Origin of the sequence: Nocardioides sp. 616 (assembly GCF_002930065.1) — a bacterium.
In the GTDB taxonomy this organism is placed as follows: Bacteria; Actinomycetota; Actinomycetes; order Propionibacteriales; family Nocardioidaceae; genus Nocardioides; species Nocardioides houyundeii.
Window position 1 is genome coordinate 150,678 of sequence record NZ_POAG01000018.1, and the last position, 24,071, is coordinate 174,748.

The following is a 24,071-nucleotide window of genomic DNA, read 5'->3' on the forward strand; positions in this document are numbered from 1 at the left end:
GCACCCGTCGGATCCGCGCTGCCAGGAGTACCTCGATGACCACTGACCTGCCCCCCTCCGACCTGCACCCCGACGCACGGCTGACCTCATCGCGTCGCAAGATCCGCGCGCCGTTCGTGCTCGACGACTCCATGCGCTTCTACTCCCCGCAGAGCAACGTCGAGGCGCTCGAGCACCCGCGGGTCCGAGCCCTGACCGAGCGGGTGCGCGACGAGTGGACCCCCGCCCCGGTCCCCACCGCCGGCTCCGGAACCCGACTGGCCCTGCTGGTGCCCTGCACCAAGTACAAGCCCTACGTCACCAGCCGGGAGCACCGCGGCATCAACGGGGCTCTGCTGGCCGCCGGCTGGCGTCCGGTCCGCGGGTACGACGGCCCGGCCGCACTGCTCTCGGTGCTGGACCCCGGTGAGGACCCCGACGTGCTCAACACCGCGCCGCTGGAGCGGGACGGGGTCGTCCTGGACCGGTTCGTGATCTCCGAGCCGCTCGCCCTGGTGCCCTACGAGCTGACCATGTACGTCGACGGGGAGCAGTCGCCTGCCACCTCCTACGACGACCCCGGGCTCTTCGAGGCCCGCGGCACCTCGGTCTCTCCCGAGCGTCCCGACTGCACCGCGACCCAGCGAGCCGACGGCACCTGGGCCTGGGGCCCGGCCGAGCGCAGCGCCTACGTCCAGATGCACAACGCGATGGCTGACACGCTGAGCGCGGCGCTGGGCCGGCTGTCACCGCACTACCGGACGATCGTCTCCTGGGTCGCGCCAGGACTGACCCACCGCAGCTTCCTCGCCGACGCCGCCACCCGGCGTACCGACTCCATCCCGTCGACCCGCAAGGGGCTCGACGGACGGGCGATGGCGCTGCGCGGGGTGCTCGACGCGCTGCCCGGTGCGGTGGAGATCCTGCCCACCAAGGACCAGCAGGGGGTGGCCCGCGAGCAGCTCGCGACCCGGCTGGCCGCCGAGGGCCGGGCCAGCGGACCGGGCTCGGTGCGGGCCGTCTACGCCCGCGGCGACGGCCACGACACCCCCCTCGGCCTGCCCGAGCTCACCGCGGTGCTGGTGGAGCGCCTGGACCGGCTCGTGGCCGCCACGGCCGCCGAGCCCGGTGCCGCATGAGCACCATGGTGGCCGGTGACGTGCGCCAGGTCCGGGCCCCGGCCGACGGCGCGCTGCTCGGGGAGGTCACCGCGCTGACGGTCGAGGAGGTCCCCGAGGTGGTGGGCGCCGCCCGCCGGGCGCTGCCCGACTGGGCAGCCGCGGCTCCGCACGCCCGGGCCGACCTGCTCCTCGCCGCCGCCGACGAGCTGGCCACGATGGTGGAGGAGCTCGCCGTCCGGCACGCCCGGGAGTCCGGCAAGATCGCCCCGCAGGCCCTGCACGAGGTCCGCGGCGCGGTCGCGCTGCTTCGTCGCAACGCCGAGCTGGGCCGGATGGCCGCCGGCGAGCTCGCTCCCACCGGCAGCCTGCCCGGCGGGGAGCGGGACATCACCCTCGTCGAGCGGGTGCCGCTCGGCGTGGTGGTCGCGGTCATCCCGTTCAACTTCCCCATCGAGCTGACCATGGAGAAGGCCGCCGCGGCGCTCGCGGTCGGCAACGTGGTGCTGGTCAAGCTGCCGCCGCAGAACCCGCTGGCCACCGGGACCGTCCTCGACGTCCTGGCCCGGCACCTGCCGGCCGGGGTGGTCCAGCAGGTGTACGCCGACGTGCCGGCCTCCGCGGCGCTGTGCAGCGCTCCCGGGGTGGACGCGGTCTCCCTGACCGGGTCGGTGGGCGCGGGCCAGGCGGTGGCCGCGGCGACGGCACCGCTGCTGCGCCCGCTGCACTTCGAGCTCGGCGGCAACGGTGCCGCCATCGTGCGCGCCGACGCCGACCTGGAGCACGTGGTCTCGGAGTCGCTGCGCGGCCGGCTGCTGATGAACGGCCAGGCGTGCGCGGCCACCAAGCGGCTGATCGTGCACCGCTCGGTCGCCGCCGAGCTCACCGAGCGACTGGTCGCGGCGCTGGCCCCGGTGACCCCGACCGACCCGCTCGCCGACGGTGCGCTGCTCGGCCCGCTGATCGACGCCGCCTCCGCGGCCCGGGTCGAGGCCCAGGTGCAGTGGGCGGTCGACGCCGGGGCCCGGCGGGTGCTCGGGACGGCGCCCGACGGCGCCTTCTTCGCGCCCACCGTGCTGGCCGACGTACCGCACCAGGCGGCGGTGCTGCACGACGACGAGATCTTCGGCCCGGTCTTCCCGGTCGCCGTCGTCGACGACGACGAGCAGGCCCTCGCGCTGGCCAACGACACCCGGCTGCGGCTCACCGCCGCCGTCTTCTCCGCCGACCTGCCCACCGCGCTGGCGATGGCGGGACGGCTGGACTTCGGGGGAGTGGTGGTCAACGGCACCAACAACTACCGGCCGCCGATCGTGCCGTTCGGCGGCGTCGACCTGGCCGGAGCCGGCCGCGAGGGCCTGGGCTGGACGCTCTCGGAGCTGACCCGCACCAGGTTCATCGCGCTGCGCGGCGTACGCCCGGCGGGCACCGTCCCGGTGCCCGCGACCCTGAGCACCGGAGGAACCCCGTGATCGGCCCCGCCCCCACGATGACCGAAGGCGAGGCGGACTCCTACCGCGACCGCTTCGTGGCTCACCTGTCCCAGACCGTGCCGGGCCGCAAGGAGTTCGTGGTGGGCAGCGCGTCGGGCTGCTGGGTCACCACCACCGACGGCCGCTCCTACCTCGACATGACGTCGGGCATCGGCGTCGCCAACGTCGGCCACTGCCACCCCGCCGTGGTGGCCGCGATCACCGCCCAGGCCGCGCGCTACTCCCACGTCAACGTCTACGGCCGGTTCGTGGTCCCCGAGCAGGTCGAGATGGTGGAACGGCTGGTCTCGGTCGCCGGCGGGCTCGACATGGCCTACCTGACCTCCTCGGGCGCCGAGTCCACCGAGTGCGCGCTCAAGCTGGCGCGCAAGCACACCGGGCGACCCAAGTTCGTCGCGTTCGAGCGCAGCTACCACGGCCGCACCCTGGGGGCGCTGTCGGTGAGCTGGCGCGAGGAGTGGCGCAAGCCCTTCGAGCCGCTGCTCGAGGAGGTCGCCTTCGCGCCGTACGACGACCTGGCCGCCGCCGCGGCGGTGATCGACGAGCGCACTGCCGCGGTGATCGTGGAGCCGATCCAGGGCGAGGGCGGCATCCGGGTGCCCTCGGACGACTTCCTGCCCGGTCTGCGCCGGCTGTGCGACGAGGCCGGAGCCATGCTCATCATCGACGAGGTGCAGGGCGGCATGGGCCGTTCCGGCCAGTGGTTCGCCCACCAGCACTGGGGGGTGCTGCCCGACATCATCACCACCGCCAAGGCGGTCGGCGGCGGGCTGCCGCTGGGTGCGGTGCTGGCCCGCTCGGAGGTCTTCGACACCTTCACCGACCCGCCGCTGTCCCACCTGACCACGATGGGCGGCAACCCCGTGGCGTGCGCCGCCGGGATCGCGGCCTTCGACATCATCGCTGACGGCCTCCTCGACCACGTCGACTCCGTCGGTGAGCACCTGCGCGGTGCGCTGCGCGGCCTCGCCGCCGACTTCGGCGGCCTCGTCGTCGACGTCCGCGGCAAGGGGCTGTGGAACGCCATCGAGCTCTCCGTGGACGCCAACCCGGTGGTGCGCCGGCTCCAGGAGCTCGGGGTGCTGGTCGGCTCGGTGCTCAACCAGTCCGGGACCATCCGGATCATGCCGCCGCTGGTGATCAGCGTGGCCGAGGTCGACCAGTTCGTCGCCGCCCTGCGCACCGTGCTGGCCGCCGTCGCGGCCCAGGAGGGCACGGCGGCATGAGCACCGAGTTCCTGGTGCGCGGTCGCTACGTGCTGACCATGGCCGGGCTGCCCGGCCCCGGCGAGCGGGACCGTACGCCGGGGGTGCACCTGGACGGCGTGCTCGCCGACGCTGGGGTGCACGTGCGCGACGGGGAGATCGTCGCGGTCGACGACGCCGCGCGCCTGGTCGCCGCCCACCCCGCGCTGCCGGTGCACGGCGACGGCACCGGCCTGGTCATCCCCGGCCTGGTCTCCACCCACACCCACCTCTCCGAAGGGCTGGCCACCGGGATGGGCTCGGAGCTCTCGCTCTTCGAGTGGGGCGAGGGGATCGTCGGGCCCGTCGGGGCGGTGCTGACCCGGGAGGACGCCGCCGAGGGCACCGCCCTCAAGGCGGTCGAGATGCTCATGTCGGGCGTCACCTGCGTCAACGACATGTTCTGCCACAACCACGTGGGCTCCCGGGCCAGCCTGGGCGTGGTCGACGGGCTGACCCGGGCCGGGCTGCGCGGGGTGGTCTCCTTCGGCGCCGAGGACGTGGGCCTCGCCGAGCCCGGCAGCGAGGCCGCCGCCGCGGTGGTCGCCGACGTGCTGGCCGAGCAGGTGGCCCTGGCCACCCAGGTCGCCGGCGCCCCGCTGCTGGAGTTCAGGTACGGCGTCGGCACCCTGCTGGGCCAGACGGACGAGCTGCTGGCCGCCGGCGTCGACCTCTGCCGGCAGCACGGCTGGGGCGTGCACACCCACCTGGCCGAGGTGCGCGAGGAGCTCACCGCCGCCCGTTCCCGGTGGGGGCACCGCACGGTGGAGCACGCGGAGCGTCTGGGGCTGTTCGAGCGGCCGCTCATCGCCGGGCACGGGGTCTGGCTGACCGAGGCCGACGTCGCCTCGCTGGCGCGCCACGACGTGGCGATCGCGCACAGCCCGGTGGCCAACATGATCCTCGGCTCCGGGGTCTGCCCGGTGCCGCGGCTGCGTGCCGCCGGCGTGACCGTCGGCATCGGCACCGACGGTGCCGCCTCCAACGACGGGCAGGACATGCTCCAGGCGCTCAAGATGGCAGCGCTGCTGCAGAAGGTGCACCACCTCGACCCGCTGGTCGTCGATGCCCTCGACGTGCTGACGATGGCCACCATCGACGGCGCCCGCGCCCTGGGCCTGGACCACCTGGTCGGCTCCCTGGAGCCCGGCAAGCGCGCCGACCTGGTGCTGCTCCAGGACACCGTGGAGACGGCGGTGCTGCACGACCCGGTCTCCCAGCTGGTCTACGGCGCCTCGCCGCGGGCGGTCCGCGACGTCTGGGTCGACGGCGTGCAGGTGGTCCTCGACCATGCCTGCGTCTCCGTCGACGAGGCCGCGCAGATCGAGCGGTGCCGTCCGCTCGCCGCCCGGCTCGCCCACGACTCGGGACTGGTGGCCGCGGGGCACTCGGTGATCGGGTGACCCGCCGTACCGCGGGGATCGTCGGGGGCGGGCACAACGCCCTCGTCACCGCCGTCACCCTGGCCCGGGCAGGTCTGGACGTCACCGTGCTGGAGCAGGCCGACGAGGTCGGCGGCTGCCTGTGGACCCAGCGGCACGCCACCGGGGTGCTGCTGGAGCGGGGAGCCTGGGAGCACGGCGGGGTGCGCGAGGTGGCCGACGCCCTGCGGCTCGCCGAGCACGGCCTGGAGTACGTCGACCACCCGCTGCTGGCCGGCTTCGTGTTCGGTGACGGCGAGCGCCGGCTCTTCTGGTCCGACGTGGACCGCACCGCCGCGGAGCTCGGCGCGGACGGGCCGGCGTACCGGGCGCTGGTGGAGCGGGCCAGGTCGCTGTTCGGGATGCTCGACGCCTTCCCGGCGCCGCCGACGCTGACCGAGGTGGCCGCGGCGCTGGCCGGCCTGCGTGGCGGCGACGACCTCTTCCGCTCCCTGCTGATGCCGGCCGAGACGCTGCTGTCCGCCACCTTCGAGGACCCCCACCTGGTGACCGCCCTGGGCCTCTACGCCTCCCACTCCCAGGTGCCGGTGTGGGCACCCGGCTCGGGGATGATGGCGCTGGTCCTGCCCAGCGGGCACGGCCACACCTCCTGCCGCCCGGTCGGCGGGTCGGGGGCGCTGCCGGCCGCGCTCGGGGCCGCGCTGGCGGCGGCCGGTGGCCGGGTGCGCACCGGCGCGCTGGTGACCGCGCTGGCGCCCGCCGCAGCAGGCGGCGGGATCGTGACCCTGGCCTCGGGCGAGCAGCTGGACTTCGACGTGGTCGTCTCCTCGGTCGACCTGCCCCGCACCTCGGCGCTGCTGGGCGCAGCGGCGCCCCGGATGCAGCGCTCGGCCGTGGGGCTGCACAGCGGCCACTTCAACATCTGCGAGCTCACCGTCTCGCTGGTCTACTCCACCCCGCCCGACCTGCCCGCGATGGCGGTCGACCCGGCGGCGGTCTGGTTCGCCGCCGACCGGCTCGAGGACCTGCGCCGCGGGTTCGGCGAGGTGGTCGCCGGCCGGCTGCCGTCCTCGCCCTGGTCGATGGTGGGCCAGGTCGCCCAGCCCCCGGACGTCGCCGGGGGAGCGGTCTGGCTCTCCTCCATCGTGCCGCTGCACCGGGCCGACGGCCCCTGGACGCCGGTCGCCGAGCGCGCCGCCGCCGACCACGTCATCGACTCCGTGGCCCGCATTCTCGGGGTCGACCTGCGCACCCACCTGGTCGACGTGGTGGTCAGCGGACCCGCCACCTGGGGGGAGCGGCTCGCCGGCGACGGCAACCCCAACCACCTGGACAACACCATCGACCAGCTGCTCGGCTGGCGCCCGCCGGGCCACGCCGACCTGTCCACCGAGCTCGGCTGGCTCCACCTCACCGGCGCCGGCCAGAACCCCGGCGGCGGCCTCAGCGGCGCCTCCGGCCTGGCGGCGGCCGCGAGCGTCCTCTCCGCCGGGCCGGGCCGGCGTACCGGCGCGGTCAACCGCCTCTCGGCCGAGGCCCGCGGACTCGCCCGCGGCCTGTCCGCCTACCGCTCGATGCGCAAAGGAACCCTGCGATGACTGTTCTCCCACCAGCCGCCCCGACCCCGACCCCGGCCGCCGACGGCCAGCTCGGTGTCTTCGACGTGATCGACCTGATGACCGGCTACCAGGGCGCAGCCACCCTGACCGCCGCCGCGCGGCTGGGGGTCTTCGACCTCCTGGTCCAGGGTCCCCGGCTGACCGAGGAGGTCTCGACCCTCCTCGAGCTGGACCCGCTGGCCACCCGCGCGCTGCTGGACGCCCTGGTGGGCCTGCACCTGCTCCAGGTCGACGACGACCTCTACTTCGTCACCCCGGTCGCGACCCGGCTCACCCACGGCGGTGACCTGCGCCTGGTCGCGGAGAAGGAGGCGTTCTTCGCCCGGGCCTGGCTCGACCTGGAGGAGTCGGTCCGGTCCGGCACCCCACGGCTCGACCCCTGGGCCTCGCGCCTGGTCTCCCACCCGGCTCAGGCCCGCGAGTTCCTCCGCGCGTTGCTGGTGCTGGCCGACGAGACCGGCCCCGACCTGGCCCGGCTGGTCTCGCCCGGGATGCGGGTGGCCGACCTCGGCGGCGGTCTCGGGGCGTACGCCGTGCGGCTCGCCGCGGCCGGGGCCTCGGTCACCGTGGCGGACCTGCCGCTCGTCGCCCAGTGGTGCGCCGAGGAGCTCCCGGACCGGGTCGCGGCGCTGGGACTGGGTGCGGAGGTGGCCGAGCTGGTCACGGTGCGGCCGGTGGACCTGCTCGCCGCCGAGGCCGCCTCGACACTGGGCGCGCGCTACGACGTGGTCCTGCTCTCCCACCTGCTGCACGACCTCACCGACGAGGACTGCCGCCGCGTGCTGTCGCTGGCCGCCACGATCGTGGCCCCCGGAGGGCGGGTGGTGGTCTTCGAGCTGCCCGGGGACCCGCCGGGAGCGTTCGGCCCGATGTTCGACCTGATGATGGAGGTGGAGACCCCGGGCCGGGCCCGGCGGCTGTCCGAGCTGGTGGGGCTGATGACCGACGCCGGGTTGACCGGCGTGGCCGTCGACCCGGCGTACTCGTTGCCGCACGGGGTGGTCGTCGGCCGCCGCCGACTCCCGTAGCGCGGCGCCGGGTCGTCCGCGCCGGCGCTCAGGGCTGCGCCGGTGCCGGTGCCTGACGCAGGGTGCCCCAGATGTGGAGCACCACTCCGAGGACCACCCAGGCGCCGAGGGTGAGGGCGGCGGTCAGCCCGCCCGCGCCACCGAAGTAGGCGGCCGAGCGCACCAGGGTGCCTGCCGCGCCGGGTGGGAGGACCTGCCCGAAGGCGCCCAGGCCCGAGGGCAGCCAGGCGCCGGTGGTGGCGATGCCGGCGAGCGGGTTGCCCAGGAACATCATGGTCATCGCCCCGATCGTGAAGCCCTTGCCGCCGAAGGCCTGCTGCAGCCCGGTCAGGGGGAAGGCGAGCGCCGCGATGCCCAGGGCCATGGCGCCGGCCACGGGCCAGAACCCGGACTCGATGCTGCCGAACCAGAAGCGCAGCACGCCGGAGACCACCAGGCCGCCGACCACGGAGAAGGTCAGGAGACCGGCCAGCTTCCAGGCGTTGCTGCGGGGGAAGAGCTTGCCGAACGCGACCACCGGGACGATGCCGCCGAACACGAGCGGGAAGGCCAGCCCGCCGATGCCGATGCCGGTGGGGTCGGAGTCCGGCAGGGGCACGACGTCGCTGGTGCTCACCTCGGCGTCGAGGGCGAGACCGAGGGCGGTGGCGGTGGCGGAGACGGACGAGGCGATGGCCGCCGAGCCCGCGCTCGCGACCACGGCATGGACGCCGTCGCCGTCCACCACGAAGCCGCCGACGACCTCCCGGGCGCGCACGGCGTCGACGAGCGCCTGCTCGGAGTCGAAGTGCTCCACGCGGTAGGCCTCGGGTGCGGAGGCGGACAGGTCCTGCTCCACCTCGGCGACCATCGCCTGCGCCCCCACGACGCCGACCGGCAGGTCGTGGGCGCCGCTCTTGAGCGAGGGCAGGATGAAGACCGCGAGCAGGAGCGTCAGGATCGCGGCGAGTCCCGCCGTCAGGCCGAGGACGACCAGCAGCGGCGGAGGGGTACGGCGTGGGGTGCTGGTCTCGGCGGTCATGGGTCCTCAGGCAGTCGGAGCAAGCGGAGATAATCCCTCCGGTTATCTGGAAGATAATCCTCCGATTAGAGTGGTCACGTCAAATCTCCGGACCGGCGGCAGCACAGGAGGACCCAGATGCGATCCGACGCCGCCAAGCGCCGTGCCGAGCTCATCCGAGCCGCCAGGAGGCTCTTCGCGGCCCAGGGCAGCCAGGTCGCCCTGGACGCCGTCGCGGAGGCCGCGGGGGTCGGGATCGCCACGCTGTACCGCAACTTCGAGTCGCGGGCCGCGCTGGCCGACGAGGTCGCCCTCGCGATCCTGGTGGACCTGAGCGCGGCGGCGGACGAGGCCCTGGCGGGGATGGTGACCGACCCCGCGTCGGTGTGGCGCTGCTACGTCAGCAGGCTCGTCGACCTGGACCTCGGCGCCCTCTCCGCGGCCCTGACCGAGTACCTCACCCACGACCTGTCCCCGGCTGTCCGCCAGGCCCAGGAGGACACGCTCGCCCGGACCGAGGAGCTCCTGGTGGCGGTCCGGCGGGCGGGACTGGTCCGTGACGAGGTGGGGGCGCTCGAGCTGGTGCTCTGGGTGGGCCTGATCACCCGCCCCCTCCCCGAGGCGATCCGACGCGCGGCGCCGGAGCTGGTGCCGGGAATCGTCAGCACCATGCTCGCCGGGATGACGCCCGGACCGCGGCCTGCGTGGCTGGAGTCCGGACCGCCTCCTCAGCCGGCCCCCCGGTCCGGGGATACGGTCTAGAGGCAGCAGGAGCGACCCCGGGCACGCCGTGGGTCGGGTCCTGGTGGCCACCAACGAGAGGCAACCTCATGCACGTGGGCGTCGACAGCTTCGTCTCCACCGTCACCGACCCCAGGACCGGCCACGTGGTCGGCCCGGCGGAGCGGATGGAGCACCTGCTGGAGGAGATCGCGCTCGCCGATCGGGTGGGGCTGCACTCCTTCGGCATCGGCGAGCATCACCGCAGCGAGTACTACGACTCCGCGCCGCCGGTCATCCTGGCTGCCGCGGCCGCGCGCACCGAGCGGATCCGGCTGGGCAGCGCGGTCACCGTCCTCAGCGCCGCTGACCCGGTGCGGATCTTCCAGCAGTTCGCCACGCTCGACCTGATCTCCAAGGGCCGCATCGACCTGGTGGTCGGCCGCGGCTCCTTCACCGAGGCGTTCCCGCTGTTCGGCCTCGACCTGGCCGACTACGACTCGCTGTTCGCCGAGAAGCTGGACCTGCTGCTCAAGATCCGGGACGAGACCGAGGTGACCTGGTCCGGGCGGCACCGCCCGGCGCTGCGCCGGCAGCCGGTCTACCCGCGCCCGCTGCAGGACCCGCTGCCCATCTGGGTCGGGGTGGGCGGCACCCCGGAGTCCTTCGTCCGCGCGGGACTGCTCGGCCTGCCGCTGATGGTGGCGATCATCGGTGGCGAGCCGCGCCAGTTCGCGCCGTTGGTCGACCTCTACCGGCGGGCGGGCGCCGAGGCGGGTCACCCGCCGGAGCGGCTGCAGGTGGGCATCCACGTCTTCGGCTTCGTCGCCGAGAGCACCCGGGCGGCCGCCGACACCATCTATCCCGGCTGGGAGGAGATGTTCTCCAAGATCGCCCGGGAGCGCGGGTTCGCCCAGCCGAGCCGACGGCAGTTCGACGCCACCTCCGGGCCGGACGGGGCCTTCTTCATGGGCGACCCGGAGACGGTCGCGACCAAGATCCGGCGCGTCTCGGAGCAGCTGGGCGGGGTGGACCGGCTCTCGCTGCAGATGACCAACCCGCGGCTGGCCCACGAGGACCTGCTCCGCGGCATCGAGCTGCTCGGCACCGAGGTGGCGCCCCGGGTGGCCTCGGCCTAGCGGTCCGCGGCCGGCGGTCCGGTGACCCGCTCGGGATGGGAGTAGAGGTTCACGCTGGCGCCCCGGGAGAACGCCGCCAGTGTCAGGCCGCACTCCTCGGCGAGCGCGACGGCCAGGGACGAGGGAGCACTGACGGCCGTGAGCACCGGGATGCCGGCCATGGCGGCCTTCTGCACCAGCTCGAACGAGGCCCGCCCCGACACCTGGAGCACGCTGTCGCTCAGCGGCAGCCGGCCCTCGCGCAGCGCGGCCCCGACGACCTTGTCCACCGCGTTGTGCCGCCCCACGTCCTCCCGCACCAGCAGCAGCTCGCCGTCGGGGCTGAAGAGCCCCGCCGCGTGCACTCCGCCGGTGCTGCCGAAGAGCTCCTGCTTGGCACGCAACGTGTCCGGCAGACCCAGCAGCACGCCGAGGTCGATCCTCCCGGCGTCCGGGGCCAGCACGTACGGCGACTTCTTGCGCACCTCGTCGATGGAGCTGGTCCCGCAGATCCCGCAGGCCGAGCTGGTCACCACGTTGCGGGCCGAGGCCGGCGGTCGGGCGCCGACTCCCAGGCCCGCCTCGATGACGTTGAACGTCTGGTTGCCCTCCTCGTCGGTGCCGGCGCAGTAGCGCATGGAGGTGAGGTGGTCGGGGTGGCTCACGATGTCCTCGGCGACCAGGAACCCGGCCACCAGGTCGAAGTCGTCCCCCGGCGTGCGCATCGTGGTGGTGAACGGCGTCGACCCCAGCCGGATCTCCAGCGGCTCCTCCGCGGCGATGCGCTCCTCCCGGCGCGTCCGGGCACCCGCCGCGGTTGCCACCACGATGCGCCTGCGAGCAGTCCTGCGTCCCATCCTCGCCACGTACCCCTTCTGCCGTGTCCTGAGCCCTCGCGGATGCCTCCGCCCGGGTCACCCGTCCACGGTAGCCAGCCGCCGGTGGAGGATCGCCTCAGCGGCGCCGGGCTCGCAGCACCGAGTCCCGCACGGTGACCTGCTCGCCGTCGTGGCCCGTCGCGGCGCGGGGCCGGACGTCGGTGACCTCGACCTCCCACTCGGCCGGGTCGAGCGCGGGCAGCAGGTCCTCGGGGGTGAACAGGAAGCCGTGACCACCGTGCCGCAGCCCCGTGGCGTGGTCGTCGGGGTGGTGACCGACCACCAGCAGCGTCCCCCCGGGCGCGACCGCGCGGCCCAGCCGCCGGGTCAGGTCCACCATGGCGCCGTCGGGCAGGTGCATGAACTGCGAGGTCACCAGGTCCCAGCGCTCCGGTCCCGGGTCGAAGGAGCGGACGTCGAGGTGGCGCCACTCGATCCGGTCGGCGACCCCGGCGGCGCCGGCGTGCTCGGCGGCCCGGGCCAGCCCGGTGGTGCTGAAGTCCACCCCGGTCACCGACCATCCGTGCGCGGCGAGCCAGACCGCGTCGGCACCCTCCCCGCACCCGATGTCGAGCGCGCGGCCCGGCGCCAGGGTGGCGGCCTCGGTCTCCAGCTGCGGGTTGACCCGGCCGCTCCAGATCGACTCCCCGGCGTACCGCTCCTCCCAGGCGGGCTGCTCGAAGAGACGGGCGCGGTGGGCGGCCACCGCTTCCCGGGTCTCCTCCCCGATCAGGTCGGCGTTGATCATCGCGCCCGCCCGCAGGCCGGCGGCCGCGGACGCGACGACCTGGGCCATCGGGTCGGTGACGTTGCCGGCCACCCAGAGCCCGGGCACGGTGGTCGCGCCGTGCGATTCGGTGGTCGGGACGCGGGTCCCCAGCACGTCCTCGCCCAGCTGGAACGGCTCGGGCGCCAACCCAAGCGGGGCGAGGAAGGCGGCGTTGGCCTCGAACCGCGGCGACACCACCACGGCCCGGCAGTCGAGCTCCGCACCGGAGGCGAGCCGCAGGCCGCGGATGGCGTCGTCGGCGACGAGCACCTCGGTCGGCGCGTCGGCGAGCACCCGGATGCCGCGGGCGACCAGCTGCTCCACCTCGTCGTCACCGGGCTGCGGTGCGCCCTCGGCCAGCACGACCACGACGTCGTCGCTGAGCTGGCGGAAGAGCGAGGCCTGGTGCGCGGCCATCACGTTGGTGGCCAGCACCACGATCGACTGGTCCTGGACCTCCCACCCGTGGCAGTAGGGGCAGTGCAGCACGTCGCGTCCCCAGCGCTCGGCGAGACCGGGGACCTCGGGCAGCACGTCGGTGGAGCCGGTCGCCACCAGCAGTCGGCGAGCGGTGGTCTCGCGGCCGTCGTCGAGGCGCACCACGAACCCGGTCCCGGCGCCGTCCCAGGGACGTACGTCGCTCACCCGGGCGGCGGCCACCTCGACGCCGTACCGAGCGGCCTCCTCGCGACCGATCGCGGTGAGCTCGGCCGGTGGGGTGCTCTCGCGGCCCAGGTAGTTGTGGACGTGGCCGGCGGTGGCGTTGCGCGGCGTCCCGGCGTCGAGGACGAGCACGGAGCGACGCGAGCGACCCAGGGCCACCGCCCCCGCGAGTCCTGCCGCGCCACCGCCGACGACGACCACGTCGAAGTCCTGACCAGGTGCTGAGGGTGTCTGTCGAGTCATGTCGTCGAGTCTGCGCACCCCACGGTCGATCGACAAACATCTTTGCCATTCCGGCAAGGCCGGCGGTCGCACGTAGGCTCCTTCCCGGCGGTCTCTCCGCCGACGACGACACCGACGACGACACCGAAGAGGAGCCCGACATGGTCGCCAGCCGATCCGCCCGCGAGCGGAAGGCCGCCGTGGAGGCCGGCCCCCTGGCCAAGGTGCGGATCGATCTCGACGACGAGCGGCAGTTCGTCTACAAGGTCGCCTGCACCACCTGCACCGGCAAGGGTGAGCGCAGCTGGTCGACGTACCGTCCCGGGGAGGACAACGGCTACATGGCCGCGATGGACCGCTGGATCTTCCACCTCGACGAGAAGCATCCCGGCACCGAGGCGCCCTGCCTGGCCTACCGTGCCGAGGCCCAGCAGCGACTGCACGAGCGCCGCGAGGGTGACTGAGCCGCGAGGCCTACCGCGGGCTTCAGGCTAGGTTCAGGTGTCGTGAGGTGGGATGGGCGAGACTGGTCCTGAACCCCGGGAGGCTGCGATGCGCGTGCTGGTCGTCGACGACGAGAGACGGCTCGCCCGTTCCCTGAAGGTGGGACTCGAGGCCGAGGGCTTCGCCGTGGACGTCGCGCACGACGGCACCGACGGGCTGTGGCTGGCGCGGGAGAACGACTACGACGCGATCGTGCTCGACCTGATGCTGCCGGGGATCAACGGCTACAAGGTCTGCGAGACCCTGCGCGCGGAGCAGGACTGGACCCCGATCCTGATGCTCACCGCCAAGGACGGCGAGTGGGACCAGGTCGAGGGGCTGGACACCGGCGCCGACGACTACCTGACCAAGCCCTTCTCCTTCCCCGTCCTGGTGGCCCGGCTGCGCGCGGTGGCGCGCCGCGGCGCCCGGGAGCGCCCCACCCAGCTGCAGATCGGGGACATCACGATCGACCCTGCCGCCCGGCGCGTGTGGCGGGGCGAGAAGGAGATCGAGCTGACCGCGCGCGAGTTCTCGCTGCTGGCCTTCCTGGGGCGGCACGCCGGCGACGTGGTCTCCAAGCGACAGATCCTCGACGCGGTGTGGGACCTCGACTTCGAGGGCGACCCCAACATCGTCGAGGTCTACGTCCGGCACCTGCGCAACAAGCTCGACCGTCCGTTCGGGCGCGAGGGCATCCAGACGGTCCGGGGCGCGGGGTACCGGTTGGCGAGCAACGGTGGCTGACCGGGCTGCCGCAGCCCGGTCGCTGCGCGCCTCGGTGCGGCTGCGCACCACGGCCGCCGCGGTGGTGGTGGTCGCCCTCGCGCTGCTCGTGGGCACGTTCGTGCTGCTGGCACTGGTGAAGGACTCGCTGCGCGACGGCGTGGAGACCACAGCGGAGCAGCGGGTCTCCTCCCTGATCGACCAGATCGAGACCTCAGGGCTACCGGCCCCCGGTGCCGGCGACGGGCGCGGACCGGGCGGTCCCGGGGATCCCGGCGGGGATGGTCCCGGCAGCGAGCTGGACGACGACCTCGACGACCCCGAGGAGCCCGACGAGCTGGTGTGGCAGGTGATCGATGCCTCCGGCTCGGTGGTCAGGTCCTCGGAACCGCTGGAGCGTTCGCTGCCCACCGAGGACACCGACGAGGTGCGCCTGCCCGGAGCGGGCCCGCCGTACCTGGTGGTGGCGGGCGTGGCGCGCACGCAGGGGCGCGAGTACGTCGTCGCGGTGGCCGCCTCGTTGGAGGGGGTGGAGGAGTCCGCGGAGGCGCTGGTGGGGCCGCTGCTGATCGGGCTGCCGCTGCTGCTGCTGCTGGTCGGGGGCACCACCTGGGTGGTGGCGACCCGGGCGCTGGCGCCGGTGGAGCGCATCCGCCGGGAGGTGGAGCAGATCACCGGCGACCGGCTGGACCGTCGGGTCCCCGTGCCCGCCTCGCGCGACGAGATCCATCGCCTGGCCCAGACCATGAACTCGATGCTCGGCCGGTTGGAGAGCTCCCGGCAGCGACAGCAGCAGTTCGTCGCCGACGCCTCCCACGAGCTGCGCTCGCCGTTGGCCAGCATCCGGCAGACCGCCGAGGTGGCGCAGACCCACCCGGGGGCGCTGCCCGAGGGCGAGCTTGCCGACGCGGTGCTGGAGGACTCGCTGCGCATGCAGCGGCTGGTGGAGCAGCTGCTGCTGCTCTCCCGCGCGGACGAGGGGGCCGTGGTGCGGACGCACCAGGAGGTCGATCTCGACGACCTGGCCCTGACCGAGGCCCGCCGGGTACGCCGTACCGGGCTGGACGTCGACACCACCGGCGTCGGCGCCGGTCGGGTGCTGGGCGACCGGACCTCGCTCGGCCAGGTGGTGCGCAACCTGGTCGAGAACGCCGCCCGGCACGCCGAGAAGACCCTGGCCGTCTCCGTCCGCGAGAGCGCCGGCGCGGTCGAGCTGAGCGTCGAGGACGACGGGCCCGGGATCGCCGAGGCCGACCGGGAACGGGTCTTCGAGCGGTTCGTGCGCCTGGACGAGGCCCGCACCCGGGACGCGGGCGGCAGCGGCCTGGGCCTGGCGATCGTCCGGGAGATCGTCACCGCGCTGGGTGGCAGCGTGCAGGTGGACTCCTCGCCGCTGGGCGGTGCCCGGTTCGTGGTCCGGCTGCCGGCCGCCCCCTAGGGCTCGGACCCAACCTGAACGCCCCTTCAGGTGCCTTCAGGTTGGCTTCAGCGACCTCGTCGCATGCTGGAGTCATACCTGGTCCGGAGCCCCGGACGAGCACGAGAAGGGAGACAGCATGAACACCGAGAAGCTTCGCACCAAGCGCGTCATCATCCCCGCCGTCGGGGTGCTCGCCGCCGTCATGATCGGAGGCACGGCCTGGGCCGCCACGTCCAACGACGACGTGGACGGCTCCGAGCGCGACCGCGTCGCAGAGGCCGCCGTCCAGGCGGTTGGTGGCACCGCGGTCGACGTGGAGACCAGCGACGACCCGGGCGAGGCCTACGAGGTCGAGGTCGAGCTGGAGGACGGCACCGAGGTCTCCGTGGCCCTGGACGACGACCTCAAGATCGTCGACGTGGAGCGTGACGGCATGGACGACGCCGACGGTCGGGACGGAGAGTTCCCCGGTCCCGGCCCCGAGGACGGCTACGGCCCCGAGGGTGACGACCGGCCGGAGGGTGACCTGCCCGAGGGTGACCGGCCCGAGGGTGACCGGCCCGGCGGCCACGAGAGCACCGGTCCCGGTGCCGGGTCCCACGAGCACGGCCACGGCCCGCGCGGCGACTTCGGTCGCGGCGGCGACAGCCGGGACGACAGCCGGGACGACGACCGGGACGACGACCGGGCGCTGAGCGACTCCGAGCGCAAGGCGGCCGAGAAGGCGGCCCTGGCCGAGGTCGGCGGCGGCAAGGTGATCTCGGTGGAGGCCAGCGACGCCCATGGCCGAGGCGAGGCCTACGAGGTCGAGGTGCGCGACGCCAAGGGCACCGTCTGGGAGGTCGAGCTGGACGCCGACCACCAGGTGATCGGGAAGCACCAGGAGCTCCGCGACTCCCAGGACTGAGCTCCGCGACTCCCAGGACTGAGCTCCGCGACTCCCAGGACTGAGCTCCGAACGAACCCCTGACCGAGCCGGTCAGGGGTTCGTCGCGATTTGCAGCGTCGTGCGGTGATCGCGACCAGCCCGCCGAGCCTGTCAGCGTCGGGACATCGCGAACCCCATCAGATAGGTGCGGCTGACCGCGTCGTCGATCGACTGGTCCGGACGCACGCGGGCGGCGGCGAGCGCAGCGTCGGCCTCGGTGGCGCCGGCAAGTGCGGAGTACATCAGGACGTAGTCCGACAGTGGCCCCTCGAAGCCGTCCACCTCTGCCACGGCTGCCCGGATCCGGGCCGGGTCACCGGCGAGGTAACCCGACGACGGACTCATCGGGATGAGCTGGATGCCCAGGATCGCCGACGGCTCGGGGGAGAACCAGGTCGCGTAGTCGCGCTTGCCGCCCCAGCTGATCCCGAAGACCTGGTGCTCGAAGCCGGCAGGCAGGTCTGGCTGCGTCCAGTACGCCCGGGCGCTCGCCGCCTCGGACGACAGCAGCCATGCCGCCTGCGTGGCCAGCGCGTCGTCGCCCGTGGCGTCCGCCCACAGCGCGAGCCCGGCCCAGGCGGTGACCGCCTCGGAGCTCGACTCCTGGTTGTTGCCGTCGGCGAAGGGGGCCGTGCCGGAGGCCCAGGAATGGCCTGCGTAGACGTCGAAGACCCGAAGTCGCGGCGTCAGCCCGGTGTCCTCGCCGCCGGCGATGTCGGCCGCCAGCAGGTCCATCACCGGCCGCAGCCGGGCCACCACGGACGGGTCGTGGGCGGCGAGCAGGCCGGCGGCGTAGAGGAAGTAGCCGTAGTGGAAGTGGTGGTCGTTGAACTCCTCGGAGCCGAAGGCGGGCGCCAGACCGACCACGCCGCGCCAGGCGGGGTCGTGGACGAAGCACTGGGTGGTGCGCTCCTCGCAGCCCGCCGGCTCCGTCCACCGCTGAAGGGTCGTGGTGAGGGCCCGCCGCGCCGACTCCTGGGCCTCGGCCGCGCCGACCTGCGAGGCGATGTCCAGCAGCTGGGCCTGCCGGTAGAGCCATTTCCCGCCGAAGTAGGTGTCCTCCGGAGCCGGAGCCGGCTCCGACGCGGCGACGTCGGCGGCGACCTGATCAGCCAGCTCGGCGCGCTCGACCGCCTCCAGCTGTGACAGGTCCAGTCCGGCGGTGGCCGGCTGTCGAGGCACCGACCAGGTCAGCGACGGCCCCCGGCACAGCGCCAGCTCGCCGTACACGCTGGGGAAGGTCCCCAGGTCGCAGGTCGCCTCCTTGGACAGTCCCGCGGCCTGGGAGGGCAGGACGACGAACGCGGCGTCGGTCTCGGTGTCGCCGTACGACAGCGAGGTCGTGACCTCGTCCTGTCCCACGGTGTACGTCGTCGCTGTTCCGGTGAGCGGAGCGGCGAACCGGGCGAGCGTGGCGGCGTCCTGCCCCCGCGGGACGGGGAAGAAGGTGGCGCTGCCGCCCTGCTCGAGATCGATGGTGCGGCCCGCCACCCGGCCGCCGCGGACGGCCACGCCCCAGGTGCCGGTGGGCGTCACCGCGGTCCACCCGTCGTCGTCACCGGACCAGCTCACCGAGGTGGTCAGCCGCTCGGCGCGCACCGCGACGTGGCTGATGAAGGGTGACCCCTCGGCGACCACCGTGCGGCCGGTCTCCTGCTCGTCCTGGTCCCGCCCGCTGACCGTGACGGAGGCGTCGTCGTACGCCGTGACCAGCTGGTCGGCGACCCCGTCGATCCGCACGCTGACGTCCTCCTGGTGGCTGCCCACCACGGCGGCGGCCGAGGTGACCACCTGCGGCAGCCCGAACCCGAAGCCGCGGGGGCCGAGGGTGAAGGCCAGGGGGAGAGGGAACACCGGCTGCGGCTCGTCGCCGAAGACCAGGCCGGAGAACCAGCGGTTGGTGGGCGGGGTGAGACCGGCGGCGAGCCGGTGCGGCGGCATCGGGGCCACGGTGCGCTGGGGCAGCGCCTCGGCGAGCGGGACGACGGTCGGGGCGGGGAGCGCCCAGGGCGCGCCGAGCGGCGGGTCGGTGGCCGCGTCGTTCGAGCCACTCGCCTCCGCCTCCGCCGGTGACGTCTCCGGGCCGCCCTGGCAGGCGCTGATCGGGACGAGCAGCCCGAGTGCCAGGGCGACGCCGAGCACGCCCCGGACGGTCACCGCACGCCCACCCGGTGGAGGAACTGCACGAGGCTGTCCGTGGGGCCCGCGAGGATGCCCGAGTCGGCGAGCGTCAGCGTGACGGAGACCGGGCTCCCCGGCTGGTTCAGCGAGGCCAGGCTCTCGGACTCCAGGCGTGGCACGGCGAGCTCGACCGTGGTCACCGCGACCCCCTCGGAGGTCTGCACCGAGACGTCCGAGACCGTCGCCGGCATCCGGCTGCGCGAGGGCAGCTCGACCTGTGCCTCACCCCCGATGCGGATCCGCCCGTACTGCTCGGGCGTGAGCCGGAACTGCGCGGTGACGTACTGCGTGCCGCCAGCGGTGATCGTGGCCATCTCGCCCGCGGCCAGGAAGGTGCCCCGCTCGGCCTTGAGGTCGGTCAGGGTCCCGGCCATCGGCGCCAGGAAGGTCACGCGGCCCTCCCTGGCGTCGACCTCGTAGGCCCGCGTCGAGATGGACTCGAGGCCGTTGGAGAGGTCGCGCTTGAGGCTCAACGACGAGATCGTGAACAGCTCCTGGCCCAGCTCGACCTCGTCACCCTTCTCGGCGTACTGCTCCACCACGACCCCGCCGTACTCCGAGCCGATCGTGGACAGCTCCGCGCCGACCTGGGCGTTGCTGCTGAACGCCTGACGTGAGCGCTGGTTGACCACCAGGGTGAGGGCGGCGACCACGCCCACCACCAGCAGCAGCCCGCACCAGAGCCGGAGCCGGTTGCGCCACGTCATGCCCGGCCTCCGTCCAGCACCTGCCGGGCGACCCGGTCGGGCTGGTGCCGCGGCCTCGGCACCGCGACGCGCACCGGCGGGCCCTCGGTCCGGGTCGCAGGTGGCGAGCGGCGGGCGGAGCGCGCGGCCCGGCGGTTGCGGCGCGACTCACCGAGCGCGACGACGATGAAGGCGCCCAGCACCAGGGCGTTGGTCACGCACCAGGCCGTGCCGAGGGTGAACCGACCGGTCACCAGGTTCTGCCAGACCCCGACGGCTCCGGTCAGGGCCAGGAAGACGAAGGTCAGCACCTGCGGCACCATGAAGTTGAACGGCGATGCGGTGCGGGTGGTGCTGCCGGTCACGTGCCACTTCTGCTCCCGCCCGACCATGGCGTTCACCAGGGCCTTGAGGTAGATCGGGTAGGAGACCGCGGCCAGCATCAGGACCTCCCAGCGGAAGCTGCCCACGCTGAAGAAGGCCAGCGCCACCTGCAGCAGGTAGAACCCGGCGTACATCAGCAGCCACTGGCCCACCCCGACGGTCAGGTTGACCGGGCGCAGGTCGAAGAAGATCTCCATCGGCGGGACGAAGAGCAGCGCCCCGGGGACGATGCCGGTCAGGTAGTGGGTCGAGGTGATCCCGTACATGATCCGCTGGTCCGGCGTCAGCCGGCGCCGCGGCGAGAAGGGGTTGGCCCGGAACCAGATCTCGAAGCCACCGGTGGCCCAGCGCAGCTGCTGCTTGGTGTAGGCCTCGACCGTCTCCGGGGCGTCGCCGACGGCCAGGGAGGTGGCGAGGTAGACGCTGCGCCAGCCCCGCTCGTGCAGCCGCAGCGAGGTCCAGACGTCCTCGGACTTGGAGTCGACGCAGATGCCGCCGATCTCGTGCACGGCGCTGCGCCGGAACATCACGTTGGTGCCGACGCAGAAGGCGGCGTTGAAGTGGTTCCGTCCCGGCTGGACGAAGCGGTAGAACATGGTCTGCATGTAGCCCGCGCCGCGGGAGATGAGGTTGGACAGGTTGCCGTAGGTCTGCGGGGTCTGGACGAAGGCCACGGTGTCGTCGGTGAAGAACGGCAGCGTGTGCTCGATGAACTCCGGGTGCGGCACGAAGTCGGCGTCGAAGATGCAGAAGAAGTCGCCCTTGGCGATCGACAGCGCGTGGTTGATGTTGCCCGCCTTGGCGCCGGTGTTGCTCAGCCGGCGCAGGTAGAGGCAGCCGAGCTCCTCGGCCAGGTCCCGGATCTCGTCCGAGCCGCCGTCGTCCAGGATCCAGGTGCGGTGCTCGCCGCGGATGGCCAGCGCCGCGGTGGCGGTACGCCGGACGGTCTCCACCGGTTCGCCGTACACGGTCACGAAGACCTCCACGCCGGGCCGGCGGCCCTGGAGGGACAGCTCCCACCGGGAGGCCGGCTCCTGCCCGTGACGCACGAGCAGGGAGTCCCTCGCCGCCCAGTAGGCGTAGGTGCGTGGGTCCTTGGTGCCCGAGAGCACCGTCCACATCGCCAGCAGGGTGTGCACCACGAGCACCCCCTCGGCCAGCACCACGACCAGCCACGGCACCAGGTCGCCCCGGTTGCTCGGGTTGAGCAGGAAGGAGGCGTAGAGCAGCACTCCCAGGGTGGCGAGCAGGGTGAGGACGATCAGGAGTGGCGAGTGGTGCTGGTCCGAGGCCGCCCGCCGCGTGCTCGGAACATGTCTGTCGAGCTGCAGGATGTCGTCGTGGTCCATTTGTCGTCCCCCCGGACAAGGTGGGCGTCGGATCGCCCACCGTCATCACGGTAGGTGGCTTGGACCACCCGTTGTTTTCGCGCACGTGTCCGGCTTGTAACGATCCAATTTTGGGTATTCGTCGCTGGATCAGAGCCGTGCCGCCCTTCCGCTGTCGCATGATCACCCTGGTCGGATGTGCCGTGCGAGCCCGACCGAGGGGGGACGAGAGATGGCCCGGATCTGCTTCCAAGGCGTGACCCGGCACTTTTCCGGGGCCGACGAGCCGGCGGTCGCCGACGTCGACCTGGAGATCGCCGACGGCGAGGCGGTGGCCCTCGTCGGGCCGCCGGGGGCGGGCAAGACCACCCTGCTGCGCCTGGCCGCGGGGCTCGAGCTGCCCGACCAGGGGCGGGTGCTGCTGGGCTCCGGGGGTGACGGCGAGCAGGTCGAGGTCGTGCTGCTCTACCAGAACTACGCGACGTACCCGAACCTCAGCGTCCGGGACAACATCACCAAGACCCTGCCCGGGAGCCGCTCGCGCCAGGACATCGAGGCGAACCTGGACGAGGTGATCACCCTGCTGGACCTGGGGGCGCTGGTGAGGCGCCCGGTCTCCTCGCTGTCGGCCAGCGAGCGGATGCGAGTGGCGATGGCACGCTCCCTGGTCCGTCGCCCCGGGGTGCTGCTGATGGACGAGCCGCTGGCCAACCTCGAGCCAGGGGTGCGCACGGACCTGCGCGATCGCCTGGTCGCGGCCCAGCGGGCGCTTCGGGTCACCGCCCTCTACGCCACCGAGGACCTCGAGGAGGCGCGCGCGGTGGCCGACCGGGTCCTGGGCGTCCAGGGCGGCCGGGTCGCCTGACCGGCTCCCGGACCGCTGAGCCTCGGCGTGCCGCTCAGCACCCGGTGCCGGTGCTCCTGACCAGCAGCAGGGCGAGATCGTCGGCGAGGTGGTCGCCGTGAAAGGCCCGGACGGCGTCCACCACCACCGCCGCCAGCTCGTCGATCGGCAGGTCGCCGTACTTCCTCAGCAGCTCCGCGACGCGCTCGGTGCCGAACATGTCGCCGTCGCGGCGGGCCTCCACCAGTCCGTCGGTGAAGACGCACAGCACCTCGCCGGGTGCAAGGTCGTGGGTGGTGTCGTGCAGTTCGGGCTCCTCGAACATCGCCAGCGCGGTCCCCGCCTCGCCGGCCTCCTCCACCTCTCCGGTGGTCCGCAGCAGCAGGGGCGGGTGGTGACCCGCGAGGGCGAGGGTGACCCGAGTTCCGCGACTGCTCGGGCTCAGGTAGCCGTAGACCAGGGTGCAGTGCCGTTCGGTGTCGGTCTGGGTGAGCAGCTTGGTGTTCACCCCGCGCAGGGTCTGGGCCGGGCTGTGGTCGGCGCGTGCCAGCGCGCGCAGCGTGTAGCGCGCGGCGGTGCTCACGGTGGCCGCCTCGGCGCCCTTCCCGCTCACGTCGCCGAGCACGAACGCCCAGGTGTGCGGGTCCAGGTCGAAGACGTCGAGGAAGTCGCCGCCGACCTCGCTGCCGTTCCCGGCCGGCTCGTACCTGCTGGCCAGCTCGGTGCCGCCGATCTCGGGCAGCGCACCGGGAATCATGCTGGCCTGGAGCGAGGCGGCGATCCGGGACTTCTCGGCGAGCACCTTCCGCAGCCGCTCCTGGTCGCGGACCCGGTCGGTGATCTCCCGCAGCACCACCAGCCCGCCCGCCGTACGGCCCGAGCTGTCGGTGAGCTTGCGGTGCGAGACGTCGAAGGTCCGGGTCTGCGCGGGGTCCTCGCTCGGTGCCGGGCGCAGCTCCGGCAGGGTCACCTCCGTCGGCTCCGTCACTGCTGCTGCGGGCAGGACGTCGTCGAGGCGTCGGCCGAGCAGGGCGGCCCGGCCGGCGGCGCTCAGCTCGACGGCGGCCGGGTTCACGTCGACGATCCGGCCGAACGGGTCGAGGACGAAGACCGCGTCGGACATGGAGTCGAGCACGGCGCTGCGCGCGAGGGGGGTCAGGTCGACCAGCCGCTCGTGGAACAGCCCCCACACCAGTACCCCGCCGGTGACGGCGAACGCGAAGGGCGTCAGGTCCATGCGAGCGAACCAGCCGACCTGGAAGTTGTGCAGCAGGTTCGCCACCCAGGGCAGCAGTGCGCCGGCCAGCAGCCCCAGTGCCATCCGTCGGTAGGTGCGGGCCAGCCGCACCATGCTCATGACGAAGAGCGCGGTGGAGCCCACCAGGAGCAGGTTGTTGTAGGCCATGACCACCCAGAAGGCCGGTCCGCTCTCCACGATCGGCAGCTCGTGGCCCGCGGTCGAGGCCGGGTAGTAGCGCACCCAGTCGTGGGTGGCCGGGATGGCCAGCAGGGCCAGCACGACGACCGGCTCCACCGTCAGGAAGGCCAGCAGCCGGCCGGTCACGAGCCGGGAGCGACCGGTGTACTGGAGCACGAAGACCAGCCAGGCGGGCGCCAGCGTCATGATGCCCAGGTACTTCAGGTCACCCCAGCGGCACTTGACGGCGATCTCGTCGACCGTGAGCTCCACGGTGTAGGCCAGGCTCCACCAGGCGACGGAGACCAGGAGGACCGCCAGGGTCCAGCCCATGCGCGACTCGCGCCGCCACGCGACGTACGCCGCCATGCCGGCCAGGACCATCGTGGCGAGCGCCGTGAGGGTCGCTAAGAGGGTCAGCACGACGACTTCCTTCCGCAC

General features: G+C 73.4%; 20 protein-coding genes. 13 read left to right on the top strand and 7 right to left on the bottom strand.

Annotated elements, in window-relative coordinates; all coding sequences use genetic code 11:
• Nucleotides 1–35 precede the first annotated feature (35 nt).
• From C5H89_RS10610 to C5H89_RS10635, 6 genes are read left to right on the top strand one after another with little or no spacing between them, the layout of a single operon-like run.
• Nucleotides 36–1,118, top strand: a complete 1,083-nt coding sequence (locus C5H89_RS10610) for a hypothetical protein (RefSeq protein ID WP_104107000.1) — start codon at nt 36–38, stop codon at nt 1,116–1,118.
• Nucleotides 1,115–2,569, top strand: a complete 1,455-nt coding sequence (locus C5H89_RS10615; RefSeq protein WP_205304978.1) for an aldehyde dehydrogenase family protein — start codon at nt 1,115–1,117, stop codon at nt 2,567–2,569. The genes C5H89_RS10610 and C5H89_RS10615 overlap by 4 nt, the downstream gene beginning before the upstream one ends.
• Entirely contained in the window at nt 2,566–3,816 is a 1,251-nt protein-coding gene (locus tag C5H89_RS10620; RefSeq protein ID WP_205304979.1) for an aspartate aminotransferase family protein, read from the top strand. The genes C5H89_RS10615 and C5H89_RS10620 overlap by 4 nt, the downstream gene beginning before the upstream one ends.
• The gene (locus C5H89_RS10625) at nt 3,813–5,237 is read left to right on the top strand and encodes an amidohydrolase family protein (protein ID WP_104107002.1); all 1,425 of its coding nucleotides are present in this window, start codon (nt 3,813–3,815) and stop codon (nt 5,235–5,237) included. Before C5H89_RS10620 ends, C5H89_RS10625 begins: the two co-directional genes overlap by 4 nt.
• Entirely contained in the window at nt 5,234–6,814 is a 1,581-nt protein-coding gene (locus tag C5H89_RS10630; protein ID WP_162799330.1) for an NAD(P)/FAD-dependent oxidoreductase, read from the top strand. The genes C5H89_RS10625 and C5H89_RS10630 overlap by 4 nt, the downstream gene beginning before the upstream one ends.
• Nucleotides 6,811–7,863, top strand: a complete 1,053-nt coding sequence (locus C5H89_RS10635; protein WP_104107003.1) for a methyltransferase dimerization domain-containing protein — start codon at nt 6,811–6,813, stop codon at nt 7,861–7,863. The genes C5H89_RS10630 and C5H89_RS10635 overlap by 4 nt, the downstream gene beginning before the upstream one ends.
• Nucleotides 7,864–7,891: 28 nt before the next feature.
• On the opposite strand, the gene C5H89_RS10640 is transcribed toward C5H89_RS10635, so the two are convergent.
• On the bottom strand, nt 7,892–8,884 hold the full coding sequence (locus tag C5H89_RS10640) for a hypothetical protein (protein ID WP_104107004.1): 993 nt from the start codon (nt 8,882–8,884) through the stop codon (nt 7,892–7,894).
• 117 nt (nt 8,885–9,001) lie between these two features.
• Here C5H89_RS10640 and C5H89_RS10645 point away from each other — a divergent pair, with 117 nt between their 5' ends.
• Together C5H89_RS10645 and C5H89_RS10650 are read left to right on the top strand one after the other, a co-directional pair.
• Nucleotides 9,002–9,625, top strand: coding sequence for a TetR/AcrR family transcriptional regulator (locus C5H89_RS10645; protein ID WP_104107005.1), 624 nt, complete (start codon nt 9,002–9,004; stop codon nt 9,623–9,625).
• A 74-nt stretch (nt 9,626–9,699) separates the two neighbouring features.
• Entirely contained in the window at nt 9,700–10,722 is a 1,023-nt protein-coding gene (locus C5H89_RS10650; protein ID WP_205304980.1) for an LLM class flavin-dependent oxidoreductase, read from the top strand.
• Here the strand turns inward: C5H89_RS10650 and fdhD are convergent.
• Nucleotides 10,719–11,558: a formate dehydrogenase accessory sulfurtransferase FdhD gene (gene fdhD, locus C5H89_RS10655; protein ID WP_104107007.1), complete on the bottom strand. Its 840-nt coding sequence runs from the start codon at nt 11,556–11,558 to the stop codon at nt 10,719–10,721. The genes C5H89_RS10650 and fdhD overlap by 4 nt on opposite strands.
• A 97-nt stretch (nt 11,559–11,655) precedes the next feature.
• Nucleotides 11,656–13,254: a bifunctional NAD(P)/FAD-dependent oxidoreductase/class I SAM-dependent methyltransferase gene (locus tag C5H89_RS10660; protein WP_104107120.1), complete on the bottom strand. Its 1,599-nt coding sequence runs from the start codon at nt 13,252–13,254 to the stop codon at nt 11,656–11,658.
• A 140-nt stretch (nt 13,255–13,394) separates the two neighbouring features.
• Between C5H89_RS10660 and C5H89_RS10665 the strand changes: the two genes are divergently transcribed.
• From C5H89_RS10665 to C5H89_RS10680, 4 genes are all read left to right on the top strand, one after another.
• Complete coding sequence (locus C5H89_RS10665; protein ID WP_101525993.1) at nt 13,395–13,697, top strand: hypothetical protein; 303 nt, start codon at nt 13,395–13,397, stop codon at nt 13,695–13,697.
• Between the two features lie 88 nt (nt 13,698–13,785).
• Nucleotides 13,786–14,463: a response regulator transcription factor gene (locus tag C5H89_RS10670; protein WP_104107008.1), complete on the top strand. Its 678-nt coding sequence runs from the start codon at nt 13,786–13,788 to the stop codon at nt 14,461–14,463.
• Nucleotides 14,456–15,880 carry a HAMP domain-containing sensor histidine kinase gene (locus tag C5H89_RS10675; protein ID WP_205304981.1) on the top strand — a complete coding sequence of 475 codons (1,425 nt, stop codon included), beginning with the start codon at nt 14,456–14,458 and terminating at the stop codon, nt 15,878–15,880. The genes C5H89_RS10670 and C5H89_RS10675 overlap by 8 nt, the downstream gene beginning before the upstream one ends.
• Nucleotides 15,881–15,998: 118 nt before the next feature.
• Nucleotides 15,999–16,769, top strand: a complete 771-nt coding sequence (locus C5H89_RS10680; protein WP_104107009.1) for a PepSY domain-containing protein — start codon at nt 15,999–16,001, stop codon at nt 16,767–16,769.
• Between the two features lie 132 nt (nt 16,770–16,901).
• Here C5H89_RS10680 and C5H89_RS10685 read toward each other — a convergent pair whose 3' ends face one another.
• The 3 genes from C5H89_RS10685 to C5H89_RS10695 are packed head-to-tail and all read right to left on the bottom strand — an operon-like array spanning nt 16,902 to nt 21,390.
• Nucleotides 16,902–18,947, bottom strand: a complete 2,046-nt coding sequence (locus C5H89_RS10685) for a glycosyl hydrolase (protein ID WP_104107010.1) — start codon at nt 18,945–18,947, stop codon at nt 16,902–16,904.
• On the bottom strand, nt 18,944–19,678 hold the full coding sequence (locus C5H89_RS10690; protein WP_104107011.1) for an HlyD family efflux transporter periplasmic adaptor subunit: 735 nt from the start codon (nt 19,676–19,678) through the stop codon (nt 18,944–18,946). Before C5H89_RS10690 ends, C5H89_RS10685 begins: the two co-directional genes overlap by 4 nt.
• On the bottom strand, nt 19,675–21,390 hold the full coding sequence (locus C5H89_RS10695; protein WP_104107012.1) for a cellulose synthase catalytic subunit: 1,716 nt from the start codon (nt 21,388–21,390) through the stop codon (nt 19,675–19,677). Before C5H89_RS10695 ends, C5H89_RS10690 begins: the two co-directional genes overlap by 4 nt.
• Before the next feature lie 175 nt (nt 21,391–21,565).
• Here C5H89_RS10695 and C5H89_RS10700 point away from each other — a divergent pair, with 175 nt between their 5' ends.
• The gene (locus C5H89_RS10700; protein WP_104107013.1) at nt 21,566–22,234 is read left to right on the top strand and encodes an ATP-binding cassette domain-containing protein; all 669 of its coding nucleotides are present in this window, start codon (nt 21,566–21,568) and stop codon (nt 22,232–22,234) included.
• A 34-nt stretch (nt 22,235–22,268) separates the two neighbouring features.
• Here C5H89_RS10700 and C5H89_RS10705 read toward each other — a convergent pair whose 3' ends face one another.
• A complete protein-coding gene (locus tag C5H89_RS10705; protein WP_162799331.1) occupies nt 22,269–24,053 on the bottom strand; it encodes a histidine kinase N-terminal 7TM domain-containing protein in 1,785 nt (594 codons plus the stop codon).
• Between the last annotated feature and the right edge of the window lie 18 nt (nt 24,054–24,071).